General features: G+C 48.4%; 15 protein-coding genes and 1 pseudogene. 3 read left to right on the top strand and 13 right to left on the bottom strand.

What is annotated here, in order from left to right; translation table 11 throughout:
* Nucleotides 1–379 precede the first annotated feature (379 nt).
* The 4 genes from AAIG11_RS09020 to AAIG11_RS09035 form a co-directional block, all read right to left on the bottom strand.
* The gene (locus AAIG11_RS09020; RefSeq protein ID WP_343185921.1) at nt 380–1,480 is read right to left on the bottom strand and encodes a hypothetical protein; all 1,101 of its coding nucleotides are present in this window, start codon (nt 1,478–1,480) and stop codon (nt 380–382) included.
* Nucleotides 1,480–3,321, bottom strand: coding sequence for a CocE/NonD family hydrolase (locus AAIG11_RS09025; RefSeq protein WP_343185922.1), 1,842 nt, complete (start codon nt 3,319–3,321; stop codon nt 1,480–1,482). Before AAIG11_RS09025 ends, AAIG11_RS09020 begins: the two co-directional genes overlap by 1 nt.
* 152 nt (nt 3,322–3,473) lie before the next feature.
* Complete coding sequence (locus AAIG11_RS09030) at nt 3,474–4,151, bottom strand: Crp/Fnr family transcriptional regulator (RefSeq protein WP_343185923.1); 678 nt, start codon at nt 4,149–4,151, stop codon at nt 3,474–3,476.
* A 17-nt stretch (nt 4,152–4,168) separates the two neighbouring features.
* Nucleotides 4,169–5,554 carry an APC family permease gene (locus AAIG11_RS09035; protein ID WP_343185924.1) on the bottom strand — a complete coding sequence of 462 codons (1,386 nt, stop codon included), beginning with the start codon at nt 5,552–5,554 and terminating at the stop codon, nt 4,169–4,171.
* Nucleotides 5,555–5,959: 405 nt separating this feature from the next.
* Between AAIG11_RS09035 and trhA the strand changes: the two genes are divergently transcribed.
* Nucleotides 5,960–6,589, top strand: coding sequence for a PAQR family membrane homeostasis protein TrhA (gene trhA / locus AAIG11_RS09040; RefSeq protein ID WP_283409037.1), 630 nt, complete (start codon nt 5,960–5,962; stop codon nt 6,587–6,589).
* 82 nt (nt 6,590–6,671) lie between these two features.
* Here trhA and AAIG11_RS09045 read toward each other — a convergent pair whose 3' ends face one another.
* On the bottom strand, nt 6,672–8,411 hold the full coding sequence (locus tag AAIG11_RS09045) for a flagellar assembly protein A (protein ID WP_343185925.1): 1,740 nt from the start codon (nt 8,409–8,411) through the stop codon (nt 6,672–6,674).
* Nucleotides 8,412–8,855: 444 nt separating this feature from the next.
* Between AAIG11_RS09045 and AAIG11_RS09050 the strand changes: the two genes are divergently transcribed.
* Nucleotides 8,856–10,517: a M23 family metallopeptidase gene (locus tag AAIG11_RS09050; RefSeq protein WP_343185926.1), complete on the top strand. Its 1,662-nt coding sequence runs from the start codon at nt 8,856–8,858 to the stop codon at nt 10,515–10,517.
* Nucleotides 10,518–10,589: 72 nt separating this feature from the next.
* Complete coding sequence (locus tag AAIG11_RS09055; protein WP_343185927.1) at nt 10,590–11,483, top strand: acetamidase/formamidase family protein; 894 nt, start codon at nt 10,590–10,592, stop codon at nt 11,481–11,483.
* 624 nt (nt 11,484–12,107) lie between these two features.
* On the opposite strand, the pseudogene AAIG11_RS09060 reads toward AAIG11_RS09055, so the two are convergent.
* From AAIG11_RS09060 to cshA, 8 genes and pseudogenes are all read right to left on the bottom strand, one after another.
* Nucleotides 12,108–13,223, bottom strand: a pseudogene (locus AAIG11_RS09060) (DEAD/DEAH box helicase); the annotation flags it as partial.
* A gap of 179 nt (nt 13,224–13,402) precedes the next feature.
* Nucleotides 13,403–14,692, bottom strand: a complete 1,290-nt coding sequence (locus AAIG11_RS09065; RefSeq protein WP_343185928.1) for an FMN-binding protein — start codon at nt 14,690–14,692, stop codon at nt 13,403–13,405.
* A 154-nt stretch (nt 14,693–14,846) separates the two neighbouring features.
* A complete protein-coding gene (locus AAIG11_RS09070; protein ID WP_343185929.1) occupies nt 14,847–15,542 on the bottom strand; it encodes a response regulator transcription factor in 696 nt (231 codons plus the stop codon).
* 5 nt (nt 15,543–15,547) lie between these two features.
* The gene (locus tag AAIG11_RS09075) at nt 15,548–16,939 is read right to left on the bottom strand and encodes a sensor histidine kinase (protein ID WP_343185930.1); all 1,392 of its coding nucleotides are present in this window, start codon (nt 16,937–16,939) and stop codon (nt 15,548–15,550) included.
* Nucleotides 16,940–16,976: 37 nt separating this feature from the next.
* Entirely contained in the window at nt 16,977–17,624 is a 648-nt protein-coding gene (locus AAIG11_RS09080; protein ID WP_343185931.1) for an HAD-IA family hydrolase, read from the bottom strand.
* A 24-nt stretch (nt 17,625–17,648) separates the two neighbouring features.
* A complete protein-coding gene (locus AAIG11_RS09085) occupies nt 17,649–18,248 on the bottom strand; it encodes a 3'-5' exonuclease (RefSeq protein WP_343185932.1) in 600 nt (199 codons plus the stop codon).
* Nucleotides 18,229–21,057, bottom strand: a complete 2,829-nt coding sequence (locus tag AAIG11_RS09090) for a PAS domain S-box protein (RefSeq protein WP_343185933.1) — start codon at nt 21,055–21,057, stop codon at nt 18,229–18,231. The genes AAIG11_RS09085 and AAIG11_RS09090 overlap by 20 nt, the downstream gene beginning before the upstream one ends.
* A gap of 198 nt (nt 21,058–21,255) precedes the next feature.
* A complete protein-coding gene (cshA, locus tag AAIG11_RS09095; RefSeq protein ID WP_343185934.1) occupies nt 21,256–22,818 on the bottom strand; it encodes a degradosome RNA helicase CshA in 1,563 nt (520 codons plus the stop codon).
* Nucleotides 22,819–22,863 lie beyond the last annotated feature (45 nt).

Genomic DNA, 22,863 nt, shown 5'->3' on the forward strand with positions numbered 1-22,863 from the left:
CTGAACATGGTCTCTCTTTGTCATCATTCGAATCACCCCTTATATCTATATTCGACATCAAGGGGCGAATCTCCTTTTTGATTGCAAGAAAAAAAGCCTATTTTCATAGACTTTTTCAACAACCTCAAGGTTCTTGAAAACCTTCAAGAACCTTTTCGAATTTACCCTATGAATTCTGAACAAGCAATGGATGGATTGTTTAAGAAAGCCAATAATAGCTCTTGTGATGACAGCTCCTGCTTCGCCGGTTGCAGAAATACCAGGAATGACTGCCGTCGAAGCAGACCATCTCCAGAACTCATAGGAGTCAGTATTTCCATGATAGTATTGTCTATTAAACCAACAGTGATCCATCGAGTTCATCAGTATGTTGATATGCCTACATCAAAACAGACATCAATCCCACTAAAACAATGGGTACCACATAATATCCGAATCTGCAAAAATCACTGATTTCACCTGCCATCATTGGTGGTTGATTCTTTTGGATAGCAAGTTTCTTGTATTTCATTAATAGATAGGGAAAGCCCATATACATAGAAGACAGCATCATGATGTTTTTATAAAAAGTTTTTTTGGATTTTGCCGATAACAGTCCGGCCGTCAAAACAAGGGCTGCCATAGAGTTTATGGATAATAACAACACAATACCCAGTTTCTCAATCATCATTGACCACTCCACGGACGACAAACTTAAGGCCATCAATGAAATCAACCCCATCATTAAAAACTCCATTGAACTTGTTCGATCAAGGGGGTTTTTAGGCAACAGTCTGGTTTTCATTAACATCAATCCCACTACAATAGCTGTGAAACTTGGATGAAACGGGCTCCATGGAACAATCACGGTTTTATTAATCAATGTGCCTATAAAAAGCAAGGAAAATACATACGTTAGTGGTATTTTTTTCAGCTCCGCCTGAGGCGCAGGTGAACAACTGCTTTCATTCTGCACATCACAGGAAAGCACTTTGCCGCATGAAAACTTAAAGGCGATGATGCCCAGAAAGCTTTGAGCCATAAAAAACAACCAGGGCAAATACGCAATCTGCGAAGCATTTCGGTGCATTATATTAGACGCAATGGCTGCAACAGCACCATTTCCATAAAGGGCTATGTGTGCAAACTGTTCTTCAAATGTATACCAGCCAAACCAACGACCCACACTTGACATCATCATGGATACCATCACCAGCATTGCTAAACTTACCATAATCCTCTTTTTTTGATTCATTTCTCTTAAGGACAAAGATGCTCCCGTATTGATCATTAAGACCGAAAAGGCCATCACCCCAATCTCGTTTAACTTGGATAACTGGACAACAGCAGGGGTTAGAATCCCTGCTGTTGCCAATGCAATACATGCTGTTCCAAATGTAAACTGAAGTGATACCATGCCTCTGGTTTTAGATGACATCCATTGACCAGCTGCCATCAACACCACCAACAGTAACATGCTTTCTTCAAAGCCCCATTCCATTAATGTGTACTTCCTGAACCAGATGTGCCAAATGATGTTGTATTATCGAATGGTTGTAGCCACTGCTCTTGTTTTGTAGATGGAATAAATGGCATTAATATATACGATGGATACTCCTTGTCTCGGTATATTTTGTAGTTGATCGTATTGGCACTTGGAATCGGACCTAGGTGACCTAGTTTTCCTTGCCATGCTTTATCCTGATGTTCGAAGTTATCCATTGCTTTGATCTCAAGTTCCAGGCTAGAACCTGGTGGAAACACCATGCCCATAGGGTTAACTTCTATCACATATTCCTTGATTATTCCGGGTGCTACTTTTACTCTTTTTGTATGATCATGTGCTGGTCTTCCTATTTTTGATTCTTCTTTATCAAGTTCATGAGACATCTTTAACGAACCTGTTCTGCACAGCGGCATCCGCGTTCCCCCAGGCGTTATCTGCCATAATTTCACATGAATATTGGCATCTTCTGCATCGATAGAAGCAAATAAATGCAGTTCTACCGGCCCTGTGAATTCAGTAGGCACACTAAATCGATCTGTTCGATAAGTTAGTGATTCCACTTCATTGGTAATATTAGGTGGTCTATGGGTGAAGCTGTCTGGCGGCAAATTATCTTCCGGATCCGACTCCCATCTCATTTGATGGAAAGTCCTCAGATAGAGTTTTTTCCACGCTGTACGCTCAAGAGGATATTCATTCTCATACCGATAGCCTCTGCCTATGATATTGAGCTTAAACCTTGGCTCGTCCATCATCCCTGTATCAATGCCCTTCATGAAATGATCATACCATCTCAAACACTCTTCATTCATAAAACGATAAGGCAACTCCATGCCCCCGTAAGATTCCATCACTCCGCACCTTTTGAAAACATTGAGATTATCGCTGTTCATAGCATTAAAAACAGGTGCACTCCAACGCCCGGTGGGCGCCCATCCACATTTCAAATAAACAGGCACATTGACTTTATCGTAGATTTCTTTAGCCGATCTTTGAGCCCAAAACTCACCGTCTTCCGGATGAATCAGATAGTCCAAAAGAAAAGTATGGTACTTTGCTGGCCATGTATTAAAAATCTTGTTAAAATATGAGATAATTGCAATATCAGGGTCTTCGTTGGCTTTCTTCATCCGCTCTTTCAACCCTTCTTCCCCGTACATTTTGAGTGACCATGGGGTCGGATTGTTAGAGGGACACAATTCCCAGTACATGCTCATATACGTATTGCCCACCCCGCCACAGTAACCATGTTGATAGTAATCATCTGTATATGAAAGCGGCATGATGCAGGTTAAGTGCGGTGGATTTAAAGCAGCTACCAACATTTGAATGATCCCAAAGTAAGAATAACCTATCATAGATACTTTGTCGTTCGTGTAAGGGCATTCTGTTCCAAGCCATTCAATCACTTCATAGCAATCGTGTTGCTCTTGCGGATTATAGACACCTGAAAATTCACCTTCCGATACACCTATCCCTCTCGGATCTGGAATAACAAATGTGTACCCTCTCGTCACAAAAAAATCTATATCTCCTGCTTCCAAGCTATGATCAAAGTAGTTCGATGATCCAGGCAAAGAACCCCGCTTCATTGCTTGCATGGTTTTACCATAAGCAGACCAAGCCAAAAGTGCCGGTGCTTTCTGTACTTCTTTGGGCTTGTAAATGTCTGTGTACAGCGTAGTCCCATCTTTTAAGACAATCGGAACATTTTCAATTAATTCGACCGTATAAATAGGTTTTGATAAATTTTCTAAATTTTTAGTGTACCGCTTGTCCCAATAAACAGGTATTCTATCCAATCCTGTCACCTCTTTGAAACTTTTACTCTCCATACTTCCCCTCCTAGCACAATGATTAATCTCATTTTATCGGATACTTCTTTCTGTGTCTGTCTGTAAACTGACATTGAAAAATATGAGTACATTTGTCTTTTAAAAAGGACCGCTTCTGAATAACGAAGCTGTCCTTTTTTCTTGCCACCTGCTCAATGTTCTTTTGCGCAATTCATGACTACCTCCGTCAACAAATCCGGTTTCAACACTCTTATTTTGCCCCTTGTCAAACTAATGATTCCTTGTTTTTTCCATTTGCTTAACGTCACCGATACTGTTTGTCTTGCAATGCCACATTTAAATCCAAGTTCTTCCTGAGTAATTCCAATTTCTTTTTTATGTAAGTCCTCATTGCTCATAGTGGACAATACGTAGGCCAATCTACCTTCCGAGTTGAATAATGTATAAGAAATGGATTTTTGAGCCGATTTCTGCAGTTTTAAAATTAATCTAGCCAATATATGCTTCACCATCTTTTGGTTTGACCACACTACTTCTTCAAAAACGGCGCCAGGAAACATGAAAAGTTCAACATCTGTAGCTGCAATCGCTGTGGTATAGTATCCATTTCCTATTAGTACTCCCAACTCACCAAAGCATTCTCCTGTTCCGCTCATTTTGACATTTATATTAAAGCCATTGCCATCCATGACATATTCCGAAATAACACCTTGCTTAATAAAGTATACCGCGCTGGCATGACCATCTTTACGGCAAATAACATCGCCTTTCTTATGTTCTTTGAGAACCGAATGAGCAGTTAAATAATGTAATGATGCCTCTTCCAGAAATTGAAAGATTTCAAGTTTCTTAATTTCATCATTGTTCATCATCTCTCACTCCATATCTACGCCATTTCTTTTTCTTGATTTCTCCCCAACTCTTTCTCTTTTATCATCCATGGTTCATAGGGCTTTCGCATGTTTTCAAAAATATCGACATTGTGTTTTTCTTTCATGTATTTTAATCTTGCAAGCGTATAGATAAAGGCAACTAAGTAGAACAAAATCATGGCAATCCAATTTTTGGGTTGCATCTTTGAAACCACTGAAACACCTAGTAAGTAGCTGAGTATGATTGCCATAACCACCACGATCTGTGTGACGCGATGCGGGATTTGCAAGAAAGAATTTTTGTAGGACAATGGAAATTTCTTGGGAAGCCAGAACACTGATAAATGAACAATAGGTGCAATCAATAGCCCTGGGATGGAAACCATTAAAACCACATCGTTCAAATCAAATCCTACAAGAATAGCCCCAATACCCACAATCGAATTCATCCAAATAGATATCCCAGGTGCGCCGAACCTGTTGATTTTGCTGATTGCCAAAGGAAAGAGCCCATCTCTTGCTGCAGCAAAATGAGACCGAGAAAACATTAGTATCATTGCGTTAATACTCGTAGAAACAGCTAGGAGCGGACCTGCTACAATGAAAAACGTCAACATTGTTGGGCTGAGAAACTGACTGGCAACGGTGGCTAGATTAACAGACCTGTCCGCCCATTGATCCAATGGAATATTGCCTATCGCAACAAATCCGACAATGGCAAATAAGATAGAGCAGGAAATGGTACTGAGCACAAATATAATGGGAATGTTTCTTTCTGGTCTTTCTATTTCATCCGCTACAAACATTAACACATTGGCACCTATTAAACTCCCGTGTAGAATGCCCATCGCCGCCCATAATCTAGTGACCGAAACTGCTGGCTTTAGAACCGCCTCCAACGTTATGTTGCCATTGGGTAAACCACTAAAAATATAGACTCCCAATGCTATCATTAGAATTGTAACACAAATATTCTGTACCCATCCACTCACTCTAATACCAAAAGTGGATATCACTGTAAAGATCAGTGCAATGGATACGCCAATCAGTTTTACAGATATCTCTGGAAATAAGACAACAGAATACTCTGCAAATACCAACGACATCACTGCCACGTTCATAGTTCCCAATACCAGCTGATTGAATGCATACACCGTTCCAAATCCAGGATGCAACAATCGTGTTAAATGCATATAGCTTGCTCCATTTGCTGGCAAGGCAGAACTCAACACAACTTCTGGAACCGTCTTGAAAAAAACGAAAATTGCAGCCAACAAAAATCCCCATACCAAACCATCCCCTACAAGACGAATAACTACCGGAGTTCTAGCAAAAATACCTGCACCCACAATACTACCGATGGCCATCAAAAAACTCATTGAAAATGTCATCTTTTTCATAGTATAACCCCCATGGCTTTTTATCATTCTATCAACAGTCTGCTCACCATGTCTGTCTTAATACTGACATAAGATCAGGTTATCCATATCCTGAATCTGTGACGGTCAACAAAACAGCCGGAATGGCAACTTTTTTATGAGTAAAAAGGTTGCCATTCCGTGCTTCATGTATCATCGCTTTTTACCATGCAGGCAAGCGGCCTGGTGTCCAACTATACTATCGCCCAGTACAAATCCCATGCCCGTAAACTTATGCTTTCTTGACAAATACCTGACCCGATACCCTGCTTTTCATCACGTCTGAATATGGTATAATCAAAGAGTCAATTGGTTCAATATCCTTCAGTCCCTTCTTTACTTATTGTTTATCGGATTCCAGTACGTATTTCAGGAAGGAAGAAAGCCATGAAACCCACTGAACGCGTTTCCTTTTACTCCCATTTGGCCGGTGCCCTGCTCTTCGTGCCGGGAACCATTCTGTTATTGTTTCTCAGCCGCCAGCACTGGCCCCTGATGACGGTTTCGGCCATTTATGGCTTGTCGGTGATTTTTCTCTTCACCGCCAGCTCTCTTTACCATTACTTCAAAAAAGCCGAAGGCGAAGTATCCCTTTGGCGCAAACTGGATCACTTTGCGATTTTCGTCATGATCGCTGGCACCTACACGCCGGTGACTTATGTATACCTGACGGGATGGCTTCGCACCGGCATTCTGATTTTTCAGTGGTCGCTGGTTTTGGCCGGGTTTTTCTTCAAGTTTTTTTACCTGAAAGCTCCCCGCTGGGTGTATACCACCATTTACCTGCTCATGGGCTGGTCGGCCATTTTCACCATCAAGCCACTTTTTGCCGCCATGAGTAATTGGTCTTTCTTTTTGCTATTTGCGGGCGGCGTCTCCTTCACCATTGGCGCTGTTTTCTACATGATTAAAAAGCCGGTATGCTTCCCCGGCTTTGGATTCCATGAAATATTCCACTTTTTTATTCTGGCCGGTGGTATTTTTCACTACCTGCTGGTATTACTGGCCGTGCGCTGAAACACCATTGACCCGCTAAAAGCGGCAGCCCCAAGGGCTGCCGCTTTTATAATGATGATATAATGCTGAGAGTACCAGCTGTTTATAGTTCTGTTAGGTGAATTTTGTTGTCTTTGAAATAGAGGGATCCAGTTAGATTTGATTTAACCACCTTCTGAAGGTTTTTAATTTCCAGAGTGGTATTGGGGTAGGCATTCCCCATGATTTTCACTTCTCCTTCACCCCTGGTTGACAGCATCTCCTCCACCCGCTGATAGGCACTGTTCAGCCGGTTAATTTCATCGATCAAGCCCTCATAGGTAAAGAGAAGCCCCTCGTAGGTTGCCTTTGCCCGCTGATCAAGACTGCTTTGATTGGATTCCAGAATTTCCAGCTGCTTTTTCAACCGTTTGGCCTTGACGATGGTTTCGTTAAAGCTGGCTTTGATCACATCCATTTGCTGTCTGATCAGTGTTCGGTCAAACCCCGCCACTTTCACCACCGTGGCTTTTTCAGTGCTGTTTCCAAGGGTTCCCGCCACCACCAGATGTTCGGCTTCAATACTGCCGCCTATAATGCGTCCTCTTTCCTGAGAGACAACGATACGACCGCCTTTCAATTTGCTGTCAAGCGCATACAGGCCGATATTGATTTCTCCACCAGCATCAATGTCGCCTTCATTCACGTATTTGATATACACATGATTGGCAGCAATAATTTTGCCTTTGCCTTTGCCATTCATGCCGCCTGTGACCGATACGCTGCCCTCCACTGAATGTATGAGCCCCACTGCACCGATTCCCATGGGCCCCTGAATGGCAATGTCTTTTGTCGCTTTCACTGAAAAAAGATCTTCAACCGTTCCTTTAATGGTGACATACCCATCAAAACGAATGTGTCCTGTATTGTAATCCACATTGCCTTCAATCACCAGGTGGTTCTCCACCCCTATTTTTCCTTCAAGAAATCGAACAGCGCCTTTAGTCTGCGCTCTCAGGATGGTTTTACCGATTTCTTTCAGCTCCATCACTGATTTGGGGTCATATCTCAGCTGATAGTCCCGTCCCGGCTTCGCCGGGATGGACTCGCCGAAAATGGTTCTGCCAGGCATCCCCTTGGTGGCATGCACTTTTTCTCCCAGCCATGCTCCCGTGTCCACCCGATCAAACAGGTTAACTTCATAGTTGTCCACTTTTCCATCACTAGTAATCACCGGTTTTTTGTCGGTAAGTTGAAAATAGGTGATTTTTGCGTCCGTTCCCTGTACAGGCGGAATTCCTGCTGCAACCTGTGTCTGTTCCAGCGGTCTGAGGCCTTCCTCCAGCACTTCATCCATGATTCCGGTGGTGACTCCTGCTTCCACCAGTGCCTGTCTGGCGGCCGCCTTCACTGTTTCCTTGTCTTCAGCATAGGGAGTATCCTGGCGCTGATTCAGTGTCAGAAACCCTTTCATCTGATCTTTTGAAGCCAGAAACTCTACAAGGGGGCGATATTCGCCGATCCGGGTTTTAACCCCCGGGGCATCAAAGGCTTCCTTCATACCGGGAAAATTAGTAACTTTAATGCGTGGGCAGCATCTGCATGCTTCTTCAAAGGCGCCAACCTTTAAGCCGCCTTTCAAGACGTTCACCCACACATGCTGCTGTCCGGCAGATTCCTCCACCGTTACTTCCATGGTTTCACTGGTGTAAATAATCAATGGGCTCCATCCTCCCTGACAACCATCATGTGGCTGGCGATGGTCACGGCTGTCACATATGCCGCTGTCGTCAAGTATCGTCTTTCCATTTGAATAGGCGTATTTTCTTATTTTAGTCGTATCAAAAATGGCATGCGTAAACATCCGTTGACAGTTGGCGGAGAATCAGTACTACAACAGCGCTTAATCAGTGGATAAGTTGGAACGAATGGGATTAAATTTACCGCAGACAGTTGGGTGGTGATTGAGTGAGAATTGTTGCGGATTTCGAAGAGCCATACTATGACGATATTATAACAATCGTCCGGCTATTTGTAAATATCACTCCCACTCAATCACCACTATTACACTTTCCTTTGAATCAATCGAACCACCTTGGGAGACGCCACGGCTTAATGGGACTGGCTTCAGGGTTTCGCAGGACTTCTGTCTTATTTGACAGAAGCCGGGGATCAGGGTATTCTTTTAGTACACGCTCCCCATCATTACCTGCTCATTGGCTGATCTTTTCACCTGCCAGAGCAAGTCACGTTGAAGCAGTTCTTGAAATCCAAAGCCACACTGGATAATATCAACGGAGGTATGTCTATGAAACGTCGCGGAATCATTTTCTTATTACTGCCGGCAGTAATATTTATCGCAGTCGCCGGGGCGCTTATCTGGGACATTATTCCCATGCCTCTTTCCCTCATAAACGGATTTTCAGTGGTTCATGCCGATGAACATGAGCATACCTATTATGCGCTGAGTGCTTCAGAAGCCCTCACCTTTCGAAGTGGTTTGTCTCGTCAATCCTCCCCAGCCTTAACAGCGCGGGAATTACCAGTGCCCATGGACTCAGCCGTCGAGTTTCAGCTGACACTCCATCTGAAAATTCCCTGGCATCGTGAGTATCGCCTCCTGGCCACTGATGAAGGCCACCTTTTTATCAGCCAGGGAAATGACACCTACAGGCAGGTGGATGAGCCTGCTTTTTTCCATCAACACCCTGCCTTCAGTGCCATGTATCCTTACTCCCGCCCGCCCCGTCTGCACATCACAGGTGCTGCTGCTCCTTTTGAAAGTGATCTCCACCTGGCTGAATGGGCCTTTGAACGCTGGGATCACACGTGGGTCACCGTGTGGCCATCAACAAACTCCGGCATCATTGATGAGTTTCAGGCGGACTTGCCTGAGCCTGCGACTTTTTCCATCAGTGAAGCCACTGTTCCCCTGATCCTGTCACTGGATCCCTTTCCCGATCACCTGATGCTGCGGGTGACGGACCCCGCCGGCACCCTTCGCTACGACGGATTGCTGGAAACACCTGAGTTGCCCTTGTTTCCCTACAATGGTACCCACCAGTATGCACTGGAAATGGCCTGGACAGACGAAAACAAGCCCTATCAGGGAGCCGCTTCCACCGCCTTTGTGCTGGAAATGGACCTGCTCCCCGTCTTTGAACTTCCCGGCCCCACCGCCCTGCAGGGAGAACTGCTCACTTTTCGCGCCCGGCATTTACCACCAGACGCCACAGTGGAACTGCAACAGGAACTGGCGTCCAATGTGCGCCTCTTTCCCCTGGAAGACGGGTATGTGGCCTACCTGCCCACTCACTACGGCACTTCTACAGGAGACCATACCCTCCGCTACGGCCTGACAGGTGAACCCCTGCAGGAATCGAAACTCACCCTGCTGCCCCGGGAGTTTCACATTCAGCACCTGGCCATTGATGCCGGTGTGGCAGCCGCCACCCGAAATGAGGCGGCCTACGCCCAGTCGGCCAAGTACTTCACCCCCTCCCGGGACGAGAGTGCCTCTGAACGATATTACACGGAGCCATTTATCATTCCCGTACACGGCCGTTTAACCACTGAGTTTGGCGAAACCCGCTATGTGAACAATGCCCCCACGTCGTACCGCCATTCCGGCCTGGATATTGCCGCTCCCACAGGTACTCCCGTGGCTGCCACCAACCGGGGACGGGTCACCCTGTCCATGGACTTGATCATGCAGGGAAAAACCGTGGTCATCGACCACGGCCAGGGACTTTTCAGTGTGCATTTTCATCTTCATGAGTTAATGGTGGAAACCGGCGACCTGGTGGAACAGGGAGACATCATCGGCACCGTGGGGACCACCGGCTTCTCCACCGGCCCCCATCTGCATTTCACCATGTCTTACTACCGCCACAATCTGGAGCCTGGGCATTTTCTGGTGGGAGAACCCATTACCTACCAAAATGCCCCTCATCACCTGTCACCGGACTAATCACCCGTCTGATCCGCTGACATGATCATTTGGATTCGCCGAGATTCACAATATCCAACAGGAGGTGCTTTTATGAACATCATCCAAAACCATCAGCTGGTGTACGCCATGGATGCCGCCAACACCCCCGTTTTGAAGACAGACAGCGGCAATGAAGTCATTTTCCAAACCTGCGACTGTTTTCAAAATCAAATCACCAGCGAGGCTCAATCGGTGGACACCCTTAACTGGGATCACATTAACCCGGCAACTGGCCCCCTCTATGTCATCGATGCTCAGCCGGGCGATGTGCTGAAAGTGGACATATTGGCTATCGACATTGATTCCTTTGGAGTGATGGCTGCCATTCCAGGTGCAGGACTGTTGGGAGACCAGGTGACAACCTCTCAGATTAAAGTAATGCCCATTGAGAATGGCATGGCCCGCTTCAGCGATAAACTGAGTTTACCGGTAGTTCCCACCATTGGCGTCATTGGTGTGGCGCCTGCAGAAGGCGCTGTTCCCTGCGGTGCGCCTGGCCCCCATGGCGGGAACATGGATAACGGAAAAACCACCGCCGGCACCACGCTTTTCCTGCCCGTGTTTGTTGAAGGAGCATTGCTGGCCATGGGTGATCTTCATGGGCTCATCGGCGACGGTGAAATTATGGTGTCAGGGCTGGAAGTGGCTGGTCGCGTCACCGTTCGGGTAACCATACTCAAAGACTTTCATCTGGCACATCCCATGCTGGAGACAAAGACCCATCTCTACACAGTGGCTTCTCACCAGGATCTGCTCACAGCTGTTAAAATGGCTACTGAATGCATGCACCAATGGGTGATGGCTCATTCTGACCTTTCTTTTAATGAAGCCGGCATGCTTCTCAGTGCAGCAGGCAATGCAGAAATCTGCCAAGTGGTGGATCCCTTGCTCACCGCCCGTTTCGGGATGACTAAATCAATCCTTGAAAAACTGGCACGCGCTTAAACATCATCAGTATCGGACAAATCACCACTTGAAAAGGCCATTCCGGTATTATTCGGAATGGCCTTTTCATAATCTTTGATATTTTTTCACAGTGGTACTTGACGCACCACGTGCTCTTTGTCACTATCTGGAACGGGCACTTCGCCGCTGTTTTCCACCAGAGCCATTTCCGTTGCCCTTTGGCCCAGATGTCCACGGTCCTTTTCCCTTGCCTTTGCTTTGGCCCTGACCACCTGTACCCGCTGCTTTTGGGGTCCACTTTCCGCCTTCTCCACTGGGCTTGCCGTCTTTTGTTTTGTTTTGATCTGTCATCTTATTCTTGTTCCTTTCAGCAGGCCTGTTTTTTTCTCCATCTTTGGTTCTGTCTCTTTTATCAAAGGCTTTGTTTTTATCTTTGTCTCTGCGTTTTTCTCTGTCTCTGTCTTTATCTCGATCTCGATCTTTACCTTTACCTTTACCTTTGCCTTTATCAAAGGTTTTGCTCCGATCTGTTTTTTTGTTTCCAGCGCTGCCACGATTTTTTCCGGTACTTCCGTCTTTCGATGCTTTCCCGGTTTTCGGCTGATGGCCCTGCTTTTCTTTCGCATCTCCTGGATCTCTTTCGCCATGCCCAAATTTCAGACCGATCTGCCGCTTGGGGAGGGTCATGCGAATGCCTTTTTCTACTTCATGAAGCACTTGACGGTCTCTGGGTGTCACGAAGGTAACCGCTGTGCCCACCTGCCCGGCACGACCGGTACGGCCAATGCGATGAATGTAGTTATCCACATCCTGCACCATATCGTAGTTGTAGATGTGGGTGATGCCTTCGATGTCCAGCCCCCGGGCCGCCACGTCTGTGGCCACCAACAGCTGAATTTCTGCTTTACGAAAAGATTTCATCACTTTTTCCCGCTTGGCCTGGGTCAGATCACCGTGGAGCTCATCGGAGAGATACCCCCAGGATTGCAGTTCCTCATTGAGGGCGGCCGCCCGGCGCCGGGTGCGGCAAAAGATGATAGCCATAAAGGGCGGGGATTCCCCCAGGATCTGGCAGAGGGCATCCTGTTTCTTCCGGTCGGTGGTTTCAATCACCAGCTGCTGAATTTCAGTCAGGGTGACGGTTTCGGTTTTGACGCTCACCTGCCGGGCCGACTGGGTGAACCGCTTGGCCAGCTTCTGGACCCCCTCGGGTATGGTGGCAGAGAAGAGCATGGTTTGCCGACTGGGGGGCGTTTGGTTAATGATGGCTTCCACCTCAGGCAAAAACCCCATGTGGAGCATCTGGTCTGCTTCATCCAGCACCAGCATGCTCAGGTCTGAGAGATTAAGGGTGCCCCGGCGCAGATGGTCCAGCAGCCGTCCGGGTGTTCCCACCACCAGATGAATGTTTCCCTTCAGGCGGTGAAGCTGTTTTTCCACGTCCTGCCCGCCATAGGCAGCCAGGAGATTGATATTGGTGGATTCGGTGAGTTTCTTGGCTTCCTGGGTGATCTGTATGGCCAGTTCCCGGGTGGGGGTCACCACCAGGGCTTGCACCACGCGCTGCTCCGTCTGAATCTTTTCCATGATGGGCAGCAGGAAGGCCAGGGTTTTACCGGTGCCTGTCTGGGCACGGGCAATCACATCGTCTCCCTGCAACAGCAGGGGAATAGCCGCTTCCTGAACCGGTGTAGGCTGGGTGATCTGTTGTTTTTCCAGTTGCTGAAGCCACTGGGGGTGCAGGCCCAAGGCCTGAAAAGTGGTTGCTTTGGTGGTCATGTTATTTCTCCTGTTCTAATGGTACCATTGGTCATTGACAGCCTTCATCATATACTGAAGCCCTTCAATGTGCAAGCTTCTTTCTCTATTTCTTTGTTACTGTCATTCACCCAGTTATTCTGAGACGTCAAAAGGCCGGAAGAAAAGGCTTCCGGCCGGAGTTATCGTGCTGTCAGGTTTTAGTAAATGCCTCTGTTCAGGCCATCCATGATGGCGGAGAACATTTTGTTTCCCCGAAGAGTCGCTCCACTGAAGGTATCCACATCTTCCACAAAATCACCAGGGGCGTGCAACTCAAATATGGTTGCCGCCGGTTTTCCTTCAAGGTAGGCTGCTGCCTGCTCATACTGCTGAAGAATACCGTGGAAGGGGTCTCCCGCTTCCATCTCGTTATAGTCCACGCCGCCATAGGCCAGGTGTCGGAAACGGATATCTGTGAAGTTGCCGTTTTCGATATTGAACTGGATGCTCACCTGCTGCTCACCGCTATCTTCATACGTTCCCCGATAACGGCCGTCAGGCGCATTGATGGCGGTGTTGTAGCTGCCTGCTGGCTGATAGAGTCCTCTGTTCAGCGCGTCTTTCATGGCTGAAAACACTTTGTTCCCGCGAATGGTGGCTCCCGTAAAGGTATCCACATCTTCAATAAAATCGCCGGGCACATAAAGGTCAAAGATCTGCTCCAGTTCCCTGCCCTCCAGATAATCAACGATTTGTTCATGCTGGCTTAAAATCCCATAAAGGGCATCACTTTCTTCCAGGGCATTAAAATCGGTGCCCCCATAGGCCAAATGACGGAAGCGCACGTCACTGACGGTGTTGTTCGCCAGCTTGAACTGGATGCTCACCTGCATTTCTCCGGCGTCACTGTAAATGCCGCGGTAGGTGCCGTCGTCGTAACTGCCCATGGAACGGGTAACCCCATTGTCCGGACCGTAAACGCCCCGGTTCAGCGCATCCTGAAACGCTGAGAAGATTTTATTGCCGCGAATGGTGGCGCCTGTGAAGGTGTCCACATCTTCCACAAAATCACCGGGCGCATAAAGATCGTTGATGGCTGTCACCGGTTTGCCTTCCAGATAATCTGCCACCTGTTGGTGCTGCAGTTTGATGCCGTGGAAGGGATCACCCTCTTCCAAAGCGTTATAATCGGTACCTGAATAAGACAGATGGCGGTATCGCACATCGCTGATGACACCCTCTGTCAGCCGAAACTGAACGCCTACCTGCATCACACCGGAATCGTTATAATTGCCACGGTAGGTGCCGTCGTCATAGTCGCCGGCAGCTTCAGCAGGTGCTTCAGTTTGGCTTTCTTCTCCCGCTTCAGCAGTTTCAGCTGGTTCTGTGGATGCTTCCCCACCCGTGGCTGGCGTCTCGGCCGGCGTAGTGCCGGTATCGCCACATCCTGTGAGTAACAGTGCGGCTGTCAATAAAATGATCATTATCACTAATCCATGTTTTTTCATGATCTCTTCCCCCTTCATTCAATTGGCATGAATTGTTAATTGTCCGACAAACGTTTTCATGCGTTCCTGATTTAAGGGTATCATAGTTGAGACTCCCTGCACATCTGTGCATATGTCCCACAGCTGGGCGAGATGTCCCTCTTATTTGATTTTGCTATTTGATTTCGCCGCCGGGCTTACTTTCACCGGCTGGAAAAGAATCCTGATATTGATGTTTCAGCCAATATGCGGCCGCTTCTGTCCGGTTGGACACGTTCAGTTTTTTGAAGATGGTGCTGATTCCGTTGCGGACCGATTTTTCTGAGATGTCCAGAACTGACGCAATTTCGTAGTTGGTATGGCCCTGACTGATGAGATTGATCATCTTTTCTTCCCGTTCTGTGAGCATTGACTCGGCTTTCGACGGTTTCACACGAATGCGGTCCAGCACGTAATCGGTAACAACGGCATCCAGCACCGACTTGCCCTCATGAAGATCGTACAGGGCCCGCATGAGGCTGTCGTGGTCCACGCTTTTCACTAAAAATCCGTCTGCTCCCGCCTTCACCGCTTCCAGCACCACATGGGGCTTTGCAAAGGCAGTCAGTATCAGCACCTTCAATGCAGGGTAGCGTCGTTTAATCTCCTGACAGGCCAAGACGCCGTCACCCTGGGCCAGTTGATAGTCAAGGATGATAATGTCCGGCAGGTTTTCTGACAGCCTTTCCAATGCCTGGGGCAGGTTTTCAGCCTCTCCCGTCACCTGAAAATCATCGTTCAGTTCAATGAGAAACCGCAGGCCTTCACGCACAATGCTGTGGTCATCAACAATCATCAGGCCGATGGGCTGCTTCACGTTGTCAGTTGTCATTGACATCATTCCTCCCATGGTATTTGGAGACTTACCAGCGTACCGGCGGTGGTGCTCTTTACCTCAAGAAAACCGCCGGCTTCACGGGCACGCTGACGCATGAGGGCAAGTCCTTTACCCTCTCCAGTTCCAGCTGTTGGCTGAAAGCCCTGTCCATTATCGCGAATCTGTATCACCAGCGTTGCCAGGGTCGCTTCCAGTGTGATTTGCACCTGGCTTGCGTCTGCGTGCTTCACAATGTTGCACAGCGCTTCCTGAAGGATGTAGTAGAGATGTGTTGATTGCTCAGGGCTGAATTTTCCCAGCTGGAGCGGCGGAATGCGACTGGCCAGGTGGATGTTTAGCCGGGTCATCTGCCGATATTCTTCCACCAGCCTGCGAATCTGTACCATCAGCGCTTCCGGCTCCATGAGTTCTGAATGGTCTTGATTCAACAGTTCTCTGACAATTTCCATGGATTCATTGATCCGATCCTGCACGTCAGTCAACGGTTGTACCAGTGCAGGCGCTGACTGCTGTTTCAGTAGATAAGCCACTTTCAGCCCACTGGCATACAACTTTTGAATGATGCCGTCATGGAGGGTCATGCCGATGCGACGTCGTTCTTCGACTGCCGCCCGTTCCTGAACCATCTGGTTAATTTTAAAAGCAGCCTCTTCACGGAAAGCTTTCAATAAATGTGTCAGTCCCCACAGAATGAGCACGCCCAGGCCTGCTTTGATGAGCTGTACCGGTAATCCCGTCACCTGCAGGAAAAGGGCATGGTTAATGAAGCTGGCAGGAAAAAAAGCCGCTTCCCGCACCACCAGTCCGTCCAGCAACCCATAGAACAGAAAGGCAACAGACAGCAGCCGGGTATACAGCGCCTGCTTGTGGCGGTGCTTCTGTTTCAGCAGCCGGGCATCCCGGTGAAAAGCAGCGAAGGTGATGATACCGGCGGGCAAAGCCATGCCGTAGCGCATCACCAGCGTATTCAGCAGGCTTAGGTCGACCGATCCAGAGATACCCCAGAATCGTAATAGCAGCACCCAGAGACCGATGATCCACCCCGCAAAAAGAAACCATGGAACCCAAAAACGGAAGCTGCCGATGCTTTTTTGATGCCACTGGACACGCATGCCAAAACGGAGAAAAAAGACAAAAGACAACACCTTCAAAAAACTGCGAATGATCACAGCGACTGGCACCAGATCCGAATAAAGACCTGTGACCAGCAGCATGGTCATCCATTCCGTCATTCCATGAATCACACCAAAAGCCGCCAAATCAGGCAGCGCATTGGCCAGGGAAAGATTGCTGATTTGCTCATCTTTTTGATGCAGCCATGCTGCCAAACCCATGGCAATAAAAGCAAATCCATAGAGCAGGTAATATACGATCGTTTCCTGAGGTCTCATCTGCCACACTTCCTTTTAGATCACACCATTCATTGCTTTACTTCAGCAGCGTGTGTTCCAGCCCATTGATGATGGAAACCACCTCTGCCGGGCTGTGAGCCACGAACTCCGGGCCCGCGGCTTTCACCAGCTCTTCGTGGTCGAAGCCATAGGAAACCCAAATGATGGGTATGCCCGCTCTTTTGCAGGCTTCAATGTCCCGCAGTTCATCTCCCACATAAATAAGTTGTTCCGGCGCCAGCTTTTCCTGTTTCATGTACCGGCGAATGATTTTATCTTTCCCAAAGATACGGTTGGAACCGATGATTTTATGAAAAAGATTCATGTTATGATGTACCATGTAGTTTTTGATGATTTCCGGGTCATTGGAAGAAATCACCGTCAGGCAGCAACCAGCCTCATGAAGCCGATGAAGCATGTCGGGAATGCCTTCAAAAAACCGGAGCTCCTGCAGGCCTTTCTTGTACTCTCTGTAAAATTCCAGAGCCAGGGCCGGCAATTTTACCATAGGTACGCCGTAATGGCGAAATCGTTCCCGGATGGGCTTTCGCAACAAGGCATCCAAGTCTTCACTGTTCACCCGGGGATATCCCTTGCGATGGCCAATGGTGTTCATGGCTTGCAGGCCGATTCCCAGAGAATCCACTAATGTGCCGTCAAAATCAAAGAGAAGGTGTTTTTCCATCCCGCATCTTCCTTCCTGCTGTGGCTATGTTTGACACGATGGCCGGCCGATTGCCTGTGCTGTTTTCATGGCACGGTACACGTGGGCGGTATAGATGGCATCATGGAGGGCTTTATGAAAGCTGTTTTCCAGTTCAATATGAAAGTGCTCCACTGCTTTTTTCAGCCCCACCTGATGACCTTTGGGCATCTCCAGATGCCGCATGCACAGTTTTTGAATATCCACATGCTGTTGAAACCAGTCGGTATTCAGCCGGTGAAACCGGCAGTTTCGCACCAGTTCCTGATGATCATCAATGCCCCAGGAGCCCATCACGATTTCACCGGTACCCATCCATTCCCGAAAAGCCTCAATGGCTTCGGGAAAAGGCACCCCATATTGGAGTTCTTCAGCTGTAATTTTGGTTTTTTGCCGGATTTTCGGATGCATTTTATGGTAGAGTGTGGGCTTGATCATCATCTGAAAAGTGTCTTCGATGACCAGTTCATCATTCAGCTTGACTGCGCCAATTTCAATGATTTCCTGTGGGCACTCCGGATGAGCATCACCTTTCAGCAGCCTGCGGGTCTGTCTGTCAATGCGAAAAGCAGTGTTAAATTCAAAATCATAGATTATCTGTGTCATTCCAACGCTCCTGATTTCGTTTATTTCCTTCCACCAACGGCTCAAGGCCTTCAATGATTTCTATCATGGCTTCTTCCATTTCTCCGAAAGCAGCGGGCAGATGGGTGTGCTGCTGGTCAGCCAGGAGTTTTTCCAGTTCCTGGGCTGTTTCGTGAAGACGATAAGCACTGATATTGCCGGCCATCCCTTTGATGCGATGGGTCAGGAAACGAACATTTGTGTAATTTTCTTCATCAACGGCCTGGCGCAGGGCATTCAGCTCTTTGCATCGATGTTCATAGACATGTTCCAGAATCTGGATAAACACTTCCCGGTCTCCCAGAAATCGTTCCAGACCTTCTGCCACGTCGATGCCTGGAAGACTCTCCGGCAAAAGATCTGTCACTTTCATGGCAGTGGTTGCCAGACTGGCATCTTCTGTTGCTTCCCCGATGATGTCGCTTTGCTTTCTGAGACACCACCTGAGTAACGTGCGATACAGTTGTTGTGGCTCAATGGGTTTGGGCACATGGTCATTCATGCCCGCTGCCAGGCTTTCCTCCCGGTCTCCGCTCATGGCCTCTGCAGTCATGGCGATCACCGGCAGGTCTCTCCATTGATCATGCTGCCGAATTCGACGGACTGCAGTCAACCCGCTCATGCCAGGCATGCGAATATCCATGAGCACCAGGTCATAAGTGCCCTTTTTCAGCATTTCCAGTGCTTCATAACCACTTGAAGCCACCGACACCGCAACGCCCCAGTTTTCCAAAATTCCCCTGGCTACCATCTGGTTGACCTCCAGGTCTTCCACCACCAGCACCCGGAGCCCTACAAGATTTTCGGACATTTCTTCGGGAGTGGCCATGCCGACAGCTTCTGCCGGTGCTTCCAGGGTAGTCGCCAACGGCAGTGTCACACTGAACTGGAAGGTGCTCCCCTTTTCCGGTTCACTTTTCACCAGCAGTTCTCCACCCATGAGATCTGCCAAATGGCGGCAGATGGAAAGTCCCAGCCCGGTGCCCCCAAAGCGCCGGGTAGTGGATACATCTCCCTGTCGAAAAGGATTAAACAAATGCTTCAACTGGAGGGGTGTCATGCCAATCCCGGTATCTTCCACAACAAACACCAGCTTTTCTTCGCCAGGCTTCAGTGAGCCGCCGGTACGAACAGAAAGACTGACGCTGCCGGCTTCTGTGAATTTCACCCCATTGCTCATCAGATTAATGAGGATTTGACTGAGACGCACCGCGTCACCCTTCACGTTTTGGGGTACATCCGGTGCTATCTGAAAATGAATGGCCAGTCCTTTTTCCCGGGCCATGGTCTCCACAACAGTCTTCACCTGTTCCACCAAGGTCTCCAGATCCACCGGCGCAGATTCCAGCTCCATTTTCCCTGCTTCGATTTTGGAAAAGTCCAGCACATCATTGATGAGATCCAGCAGAGCTTTGGCCGACTGGTCGATACGGTGCAGATATTCAGCCTGTTGAGGTGTCAACTGGGTTTGAAGGGCCAGATGCGTCAAGCCGATCACCGCATTCATGGGGTTGCGAATCTCATGGCTCATATTGGCAAGGTAACGGGATTTGGCTTCATTGGCCTTTTGGGCTTCGTCACGGGCTTTCTTCAGTTCTGCTTCCACTGATTTGCGCCTGGTAATATCCATGAAGGTTCCAATCACCCGTGTCACACGACCCTTTTCAATCACCGGCTCCGCTGAGGTGCGTATCCAGATCTTTTCTCCTTTTCGGGTGGTGTAGGGAAGTTCCATGTCATAAGGTTTGCCAGCCTCCAGGCAGGCCTGAAAAGCAGCGGAGATGCGGGGAATATCTTCTCGGTTGTAGCCTGCAAGGCTTTGGTCAATGTGTTCCGGCGAACCAGCTTTCACTTCTCCTGGTTCCATACCATGAAGCCTGTAGGTTTCATCCGTCCAATACATGGTCTGATTTTCCACATCCCATTCCCAGGCACCGGTGCGAGTGATGGTCTGTGAAGCCCGCAGCAGGGATTCACTCTTTCGTAACGCTTCTTCTGTTTTGCGCTGTTCAGTGATATCTTCTTTGACGGCAATGAAATGGGTTATTTCCCCCGCTGTGTTGAAAATGGGAGAGATGTTGGCCTCTTCCCAATAAAGTCCGCCATCTTTTTTTTGATTGCAGAACCGCCCCCGCCAATCCCTTCCGGCAGAAATGGTCTCCCATAGTTCCCTGTATTCATGGGAAGACTTATCATCCGATTTCAATATGCGGGGATTCTCTCCCCTCACTTCTTTCAGGGTATACCCGCTGGCTCGGGTAAAAGCAGCATTCACATATTCAATGCGTCCTTCTCTGTCGGTGATCACCACCGTTGAAGCCGTTTGGTCCATGGCAGCCGTCAGTTTTCGGGCTATTTCTTCACTCTCTGCCAACAGCCGTTCCATTTCTTTCCGGTCAGAGATGTCCAGGCTGTACTCCACCACCTGGTCGATTTCTCCTTCTTCATTATAAAGCGGATGGGCATGCACTTCCACATCAACGGAATTTCCCTTAGCATCAACGTGGATATGCTCCAGCACAACCGCTTTTCCGCTTCTTATCACCGCCAACAGGGCACAGGGATGCTCTTCGGGGTCGCAGGGGATATCGGTGCCATGAGTCAGTTTGTGGCAAGTGATTTTCTCAGGAAGGTGCTCCCGTCCTGCCAGCGCCGCCTTGTTGGCCATGATCACTTCATAGTTGTTGACATCGATCACATAGAAGGGATAATCCAGTCCATTGACGATCTTCTGAAAAAGCTTCAGTTGCTCCATCTGCTCCAGCTTTTTCGTCCTATTGGTTGTCTTCATGCATTGTGCCTCCTCCGGCTGCCAACCCATTGTTCCGTGTTCCACCGGCAGCTCCGACCTGCGAGATTGAAGATTTCATTCAATTATACCATTTTCAGCCAAGCATTCCATTTAAAACCGAAAAAACACACGGGAGGCTTTTACTGGCCATTTCCCGTGTGTTCGATTCATGAGTCAGCAGGTGAAAGCTGTGAATGTTTACTCCCAGCGGGAACCACGGCTGCCGTCTTCCGGCTTCCTGCTGCGGGAATAATTGCCGTCACGCTGGCTGCGCTCGCTGCTTTTACCCTTGTAGCCGCCGGTGCCGCTGCTTTTGCCTTTATAGCCGCCGGTGCTTTTACCTTTGTAGCCACCGCCACCAGTGCTGCCGCCGCTCTTGCCTTTATAGCCGCCGCTGCTCTTACTGCCGCCCTTCCAGCTGCTTTGCTGGGATTTTTTGGAGCGCAGGGGTGCATGTTCAGTGATACTCACCGGAATTGTCACCGGTTCTTTGGTGATCATCTTCAGAGCCGCAGCCACCAATGCAGTGGAATCATGCTCTTCCAATAATTGACGGGAGGTTTCCTGGTATTCCAGATAGTCCTGCCGTTCAATGCTCTCCAGCAGCTTTTCCACAGCCGTCTGTTGCTGCCCCATAAGGGCATCGGTCAGTGTGGGGGCCTGTCTCCGCTGAATCTTTTTGCGTATGCTGGTTTCAATCAACCGGAGATGATCCATTTCACGGGAGGTGACAAAGGTAATGGCTTCTCCGGTTTTACCGGCACGGCCGGTTCGACCCACCCGATGCACATAGCTTTCAGGGTCTTGTGGAATGTCAAAGTTGTATACATGAGTCACTCCAGAAATATCCAGTCCTCTGGCAGCCACATCGGTGGCAACCAAAATGTCCACCCGGTTTTGCTTAAAACGGCGCATCACCTGGTCTCGCCGGGACTGAGTCAGATCGCCATGCAGCGCCTCAGCAGAATATCCCCGCTTTTGGAGGGCTTCAAAAACTTCGTCAACCCGTTTCTTGGTACGGCCAAACACGATGGCCAGTTCAGGTGAATGGATGTCCAGCATATTACACAGAATGTCAAACTTTTTGCGTTCCAGCACTTCAATATAGCATTGATCAGTGAGATCCACTGTCATTTCCTTAGCTTCAATTTTCACCATTTCCGGTTCTTTCATGAACCGTTCGCCCAGCTTGCGGATGGGAGCCGGCATGGTGGCAGAGAACAGCAGTGTCTGCCGCTCTTGGGGCACTTCTTTAAGAATTGCCTCAATGTCTTCAATAAAGCCCATGTTCAGCATTTCATCCGCTTCGTCCAACACCACCATTTTAATGCCGTCAAGGCGCAGGGTGCGTCGACGAATATGATCCAGCAGACGTCCCGGTGTTCCTGATACAATTTGGGGATTAGCACGAAGTGCTTTGATTTGCCGGCCGATTTCCTGGCCGCCATAGATGGGCAGGGCGCGAATGCCCTTCACCTGACCGACGCGGTTCAGTTCTTCTGCCACCTGAACAGCCAGTTCACGGGTAGGTGCCACCACCAGTCCCTGAACATAGTTTTCATCTCGTGACAGTTTTTCAATCATGGGAATTCCAAAGGCCGCGGTTTTACCGGTGCCTGTCTGGGCCTGTCCAATCACGTCTTTGCCTGTCATTAACAGGGGAATGGTGGACTCCTGAATGGGAGTGGCCTCTTCAAATCCCATTTGTTTCAACGCTTGCAATATCTGGGCACTGACACCCAGTTCTTCAAATAATCTCATTAAATCGATTCATCTCCTTCGGTATTTTCCGTTTGCGTCATAAGA

Source organism: Anoxynatronum sibiricum (genome assembly GCF_039414295.1).
Classification (GTDB): domain Bacteria; phylum Bacillota; class Clostridia; order Peptostreptococcales; family Tindalliaceae; genus Anoxynatronum; species Anoxynatronum sibiricum.

Excerpts from the sequence above, each read along its gene's own strand:
- AAIG11_RS09080 (WP_343185931.1), bottom strand. The coding sequence starts at position 17,624 with ATGGAAAAACACCTTCTCTTTGATTTTGACGGCACATTAGTGGATTCT.
- AAIG11_RS09075 (WP_343185930.1), bottom strand. The coding sequence starts at position 16,939 with ATGAGACCTCAGGAAACGATCGTATATTACCTGCTCTATGGATTTGCT.
- AAIG11_RS09070 (WP_343185929.1), bottom strand. The coding sequence starts at position 15,542 with ATGACAACTGACAACGTGAAGCAGCCCATCGGCCTGATGATTGTTGAT.
- AAIG11_RS09020 (WP_343185921.1), bottom strand. The coding sequence starts at position 1,480 with ATGGAATGGGGCTTTGAAGAAAGCATGTTACTGTTGGTGGTGTTGATG.
- AAIG11_RS09065 (WP_343185928.1), bottom strand. The coding sequence starts at position 14,692 with ATGAAAAAACATGGATTAGTGATAATGATCATTTTATTGACAGCCGCA.
- AAIG11_RS09055 (WP_343185927.1), top strand. The coding sequence starts at position 10,590 with ATGAACATCATCCAAAACCATCAGCTGGTGTACGCCATGGATGCCGCC.
- cshA (WP_343185934.1), bottom strand. The coding sequence starts at position 22,818 with ATGAGATTATTTGAAGAACTGGGTGTCAGTGCCCAGATATTGCAAGCG.
- AAIG11_RS09085 (WP_343185932.1), bottom strand. The coding sequence starts at position 18,248 with ATGACACAGATAATCTATGATTTTGAATTTAACACTGCTTTTCGCATT.
- AAIG11_RS09035 (WP_343185924.1), bottom strand. The coding sequence starts at position 5,554 with ATGAAAAAGATGACATTTTCAATGAGTTTTTTGATGGCCATCGGTAGT.
- AAIG11_RS09090 (WP_343185933.1), bottom strand. The coding sequence starts at position 21,057 with ATGAAGACAACCAATAGGACGAAAAAGCTGGAGCAGATGGAGCAACTG.
- trhA (WP_283409037.1), top strand. The coding sequence starts at position 5,960 with ATGAAACCCACTGAACGCGTTTCCTTTTACTCCCATTTGGCCGGTGCC.
- AAIG11_RS09045 (WP_343185925.1), bottom strand. The coding sequence starts at position 8,411 with ATGTTTACGCATGCCATTTTTGATACGACTAAAATAAGAAAATACGCC.
- AAIG11_RS09030 (WP_343185923.1), bottom strand. The coding sequence starts at position 4,151 with ATGAACAATGATGAAATTAAGAAACTTGAAATCTTTCAATTTCTGGAA.
- AAIG11_RS09050 (WP_343185926.1), top strand. The coding sequence starts at position 8,856 with ATGAAACGTCGCGGAATCATTTTCTTATTACTGCCGGCAGTAATATTT.
- AAIG11_RS09025 (WP_343185922.1), bottom strand. The coding sequence starts at position 3,321 with ATGGAGAGTAAAAGTTTCAAAGAGGTGACAGGATTGGATAGAATACCT.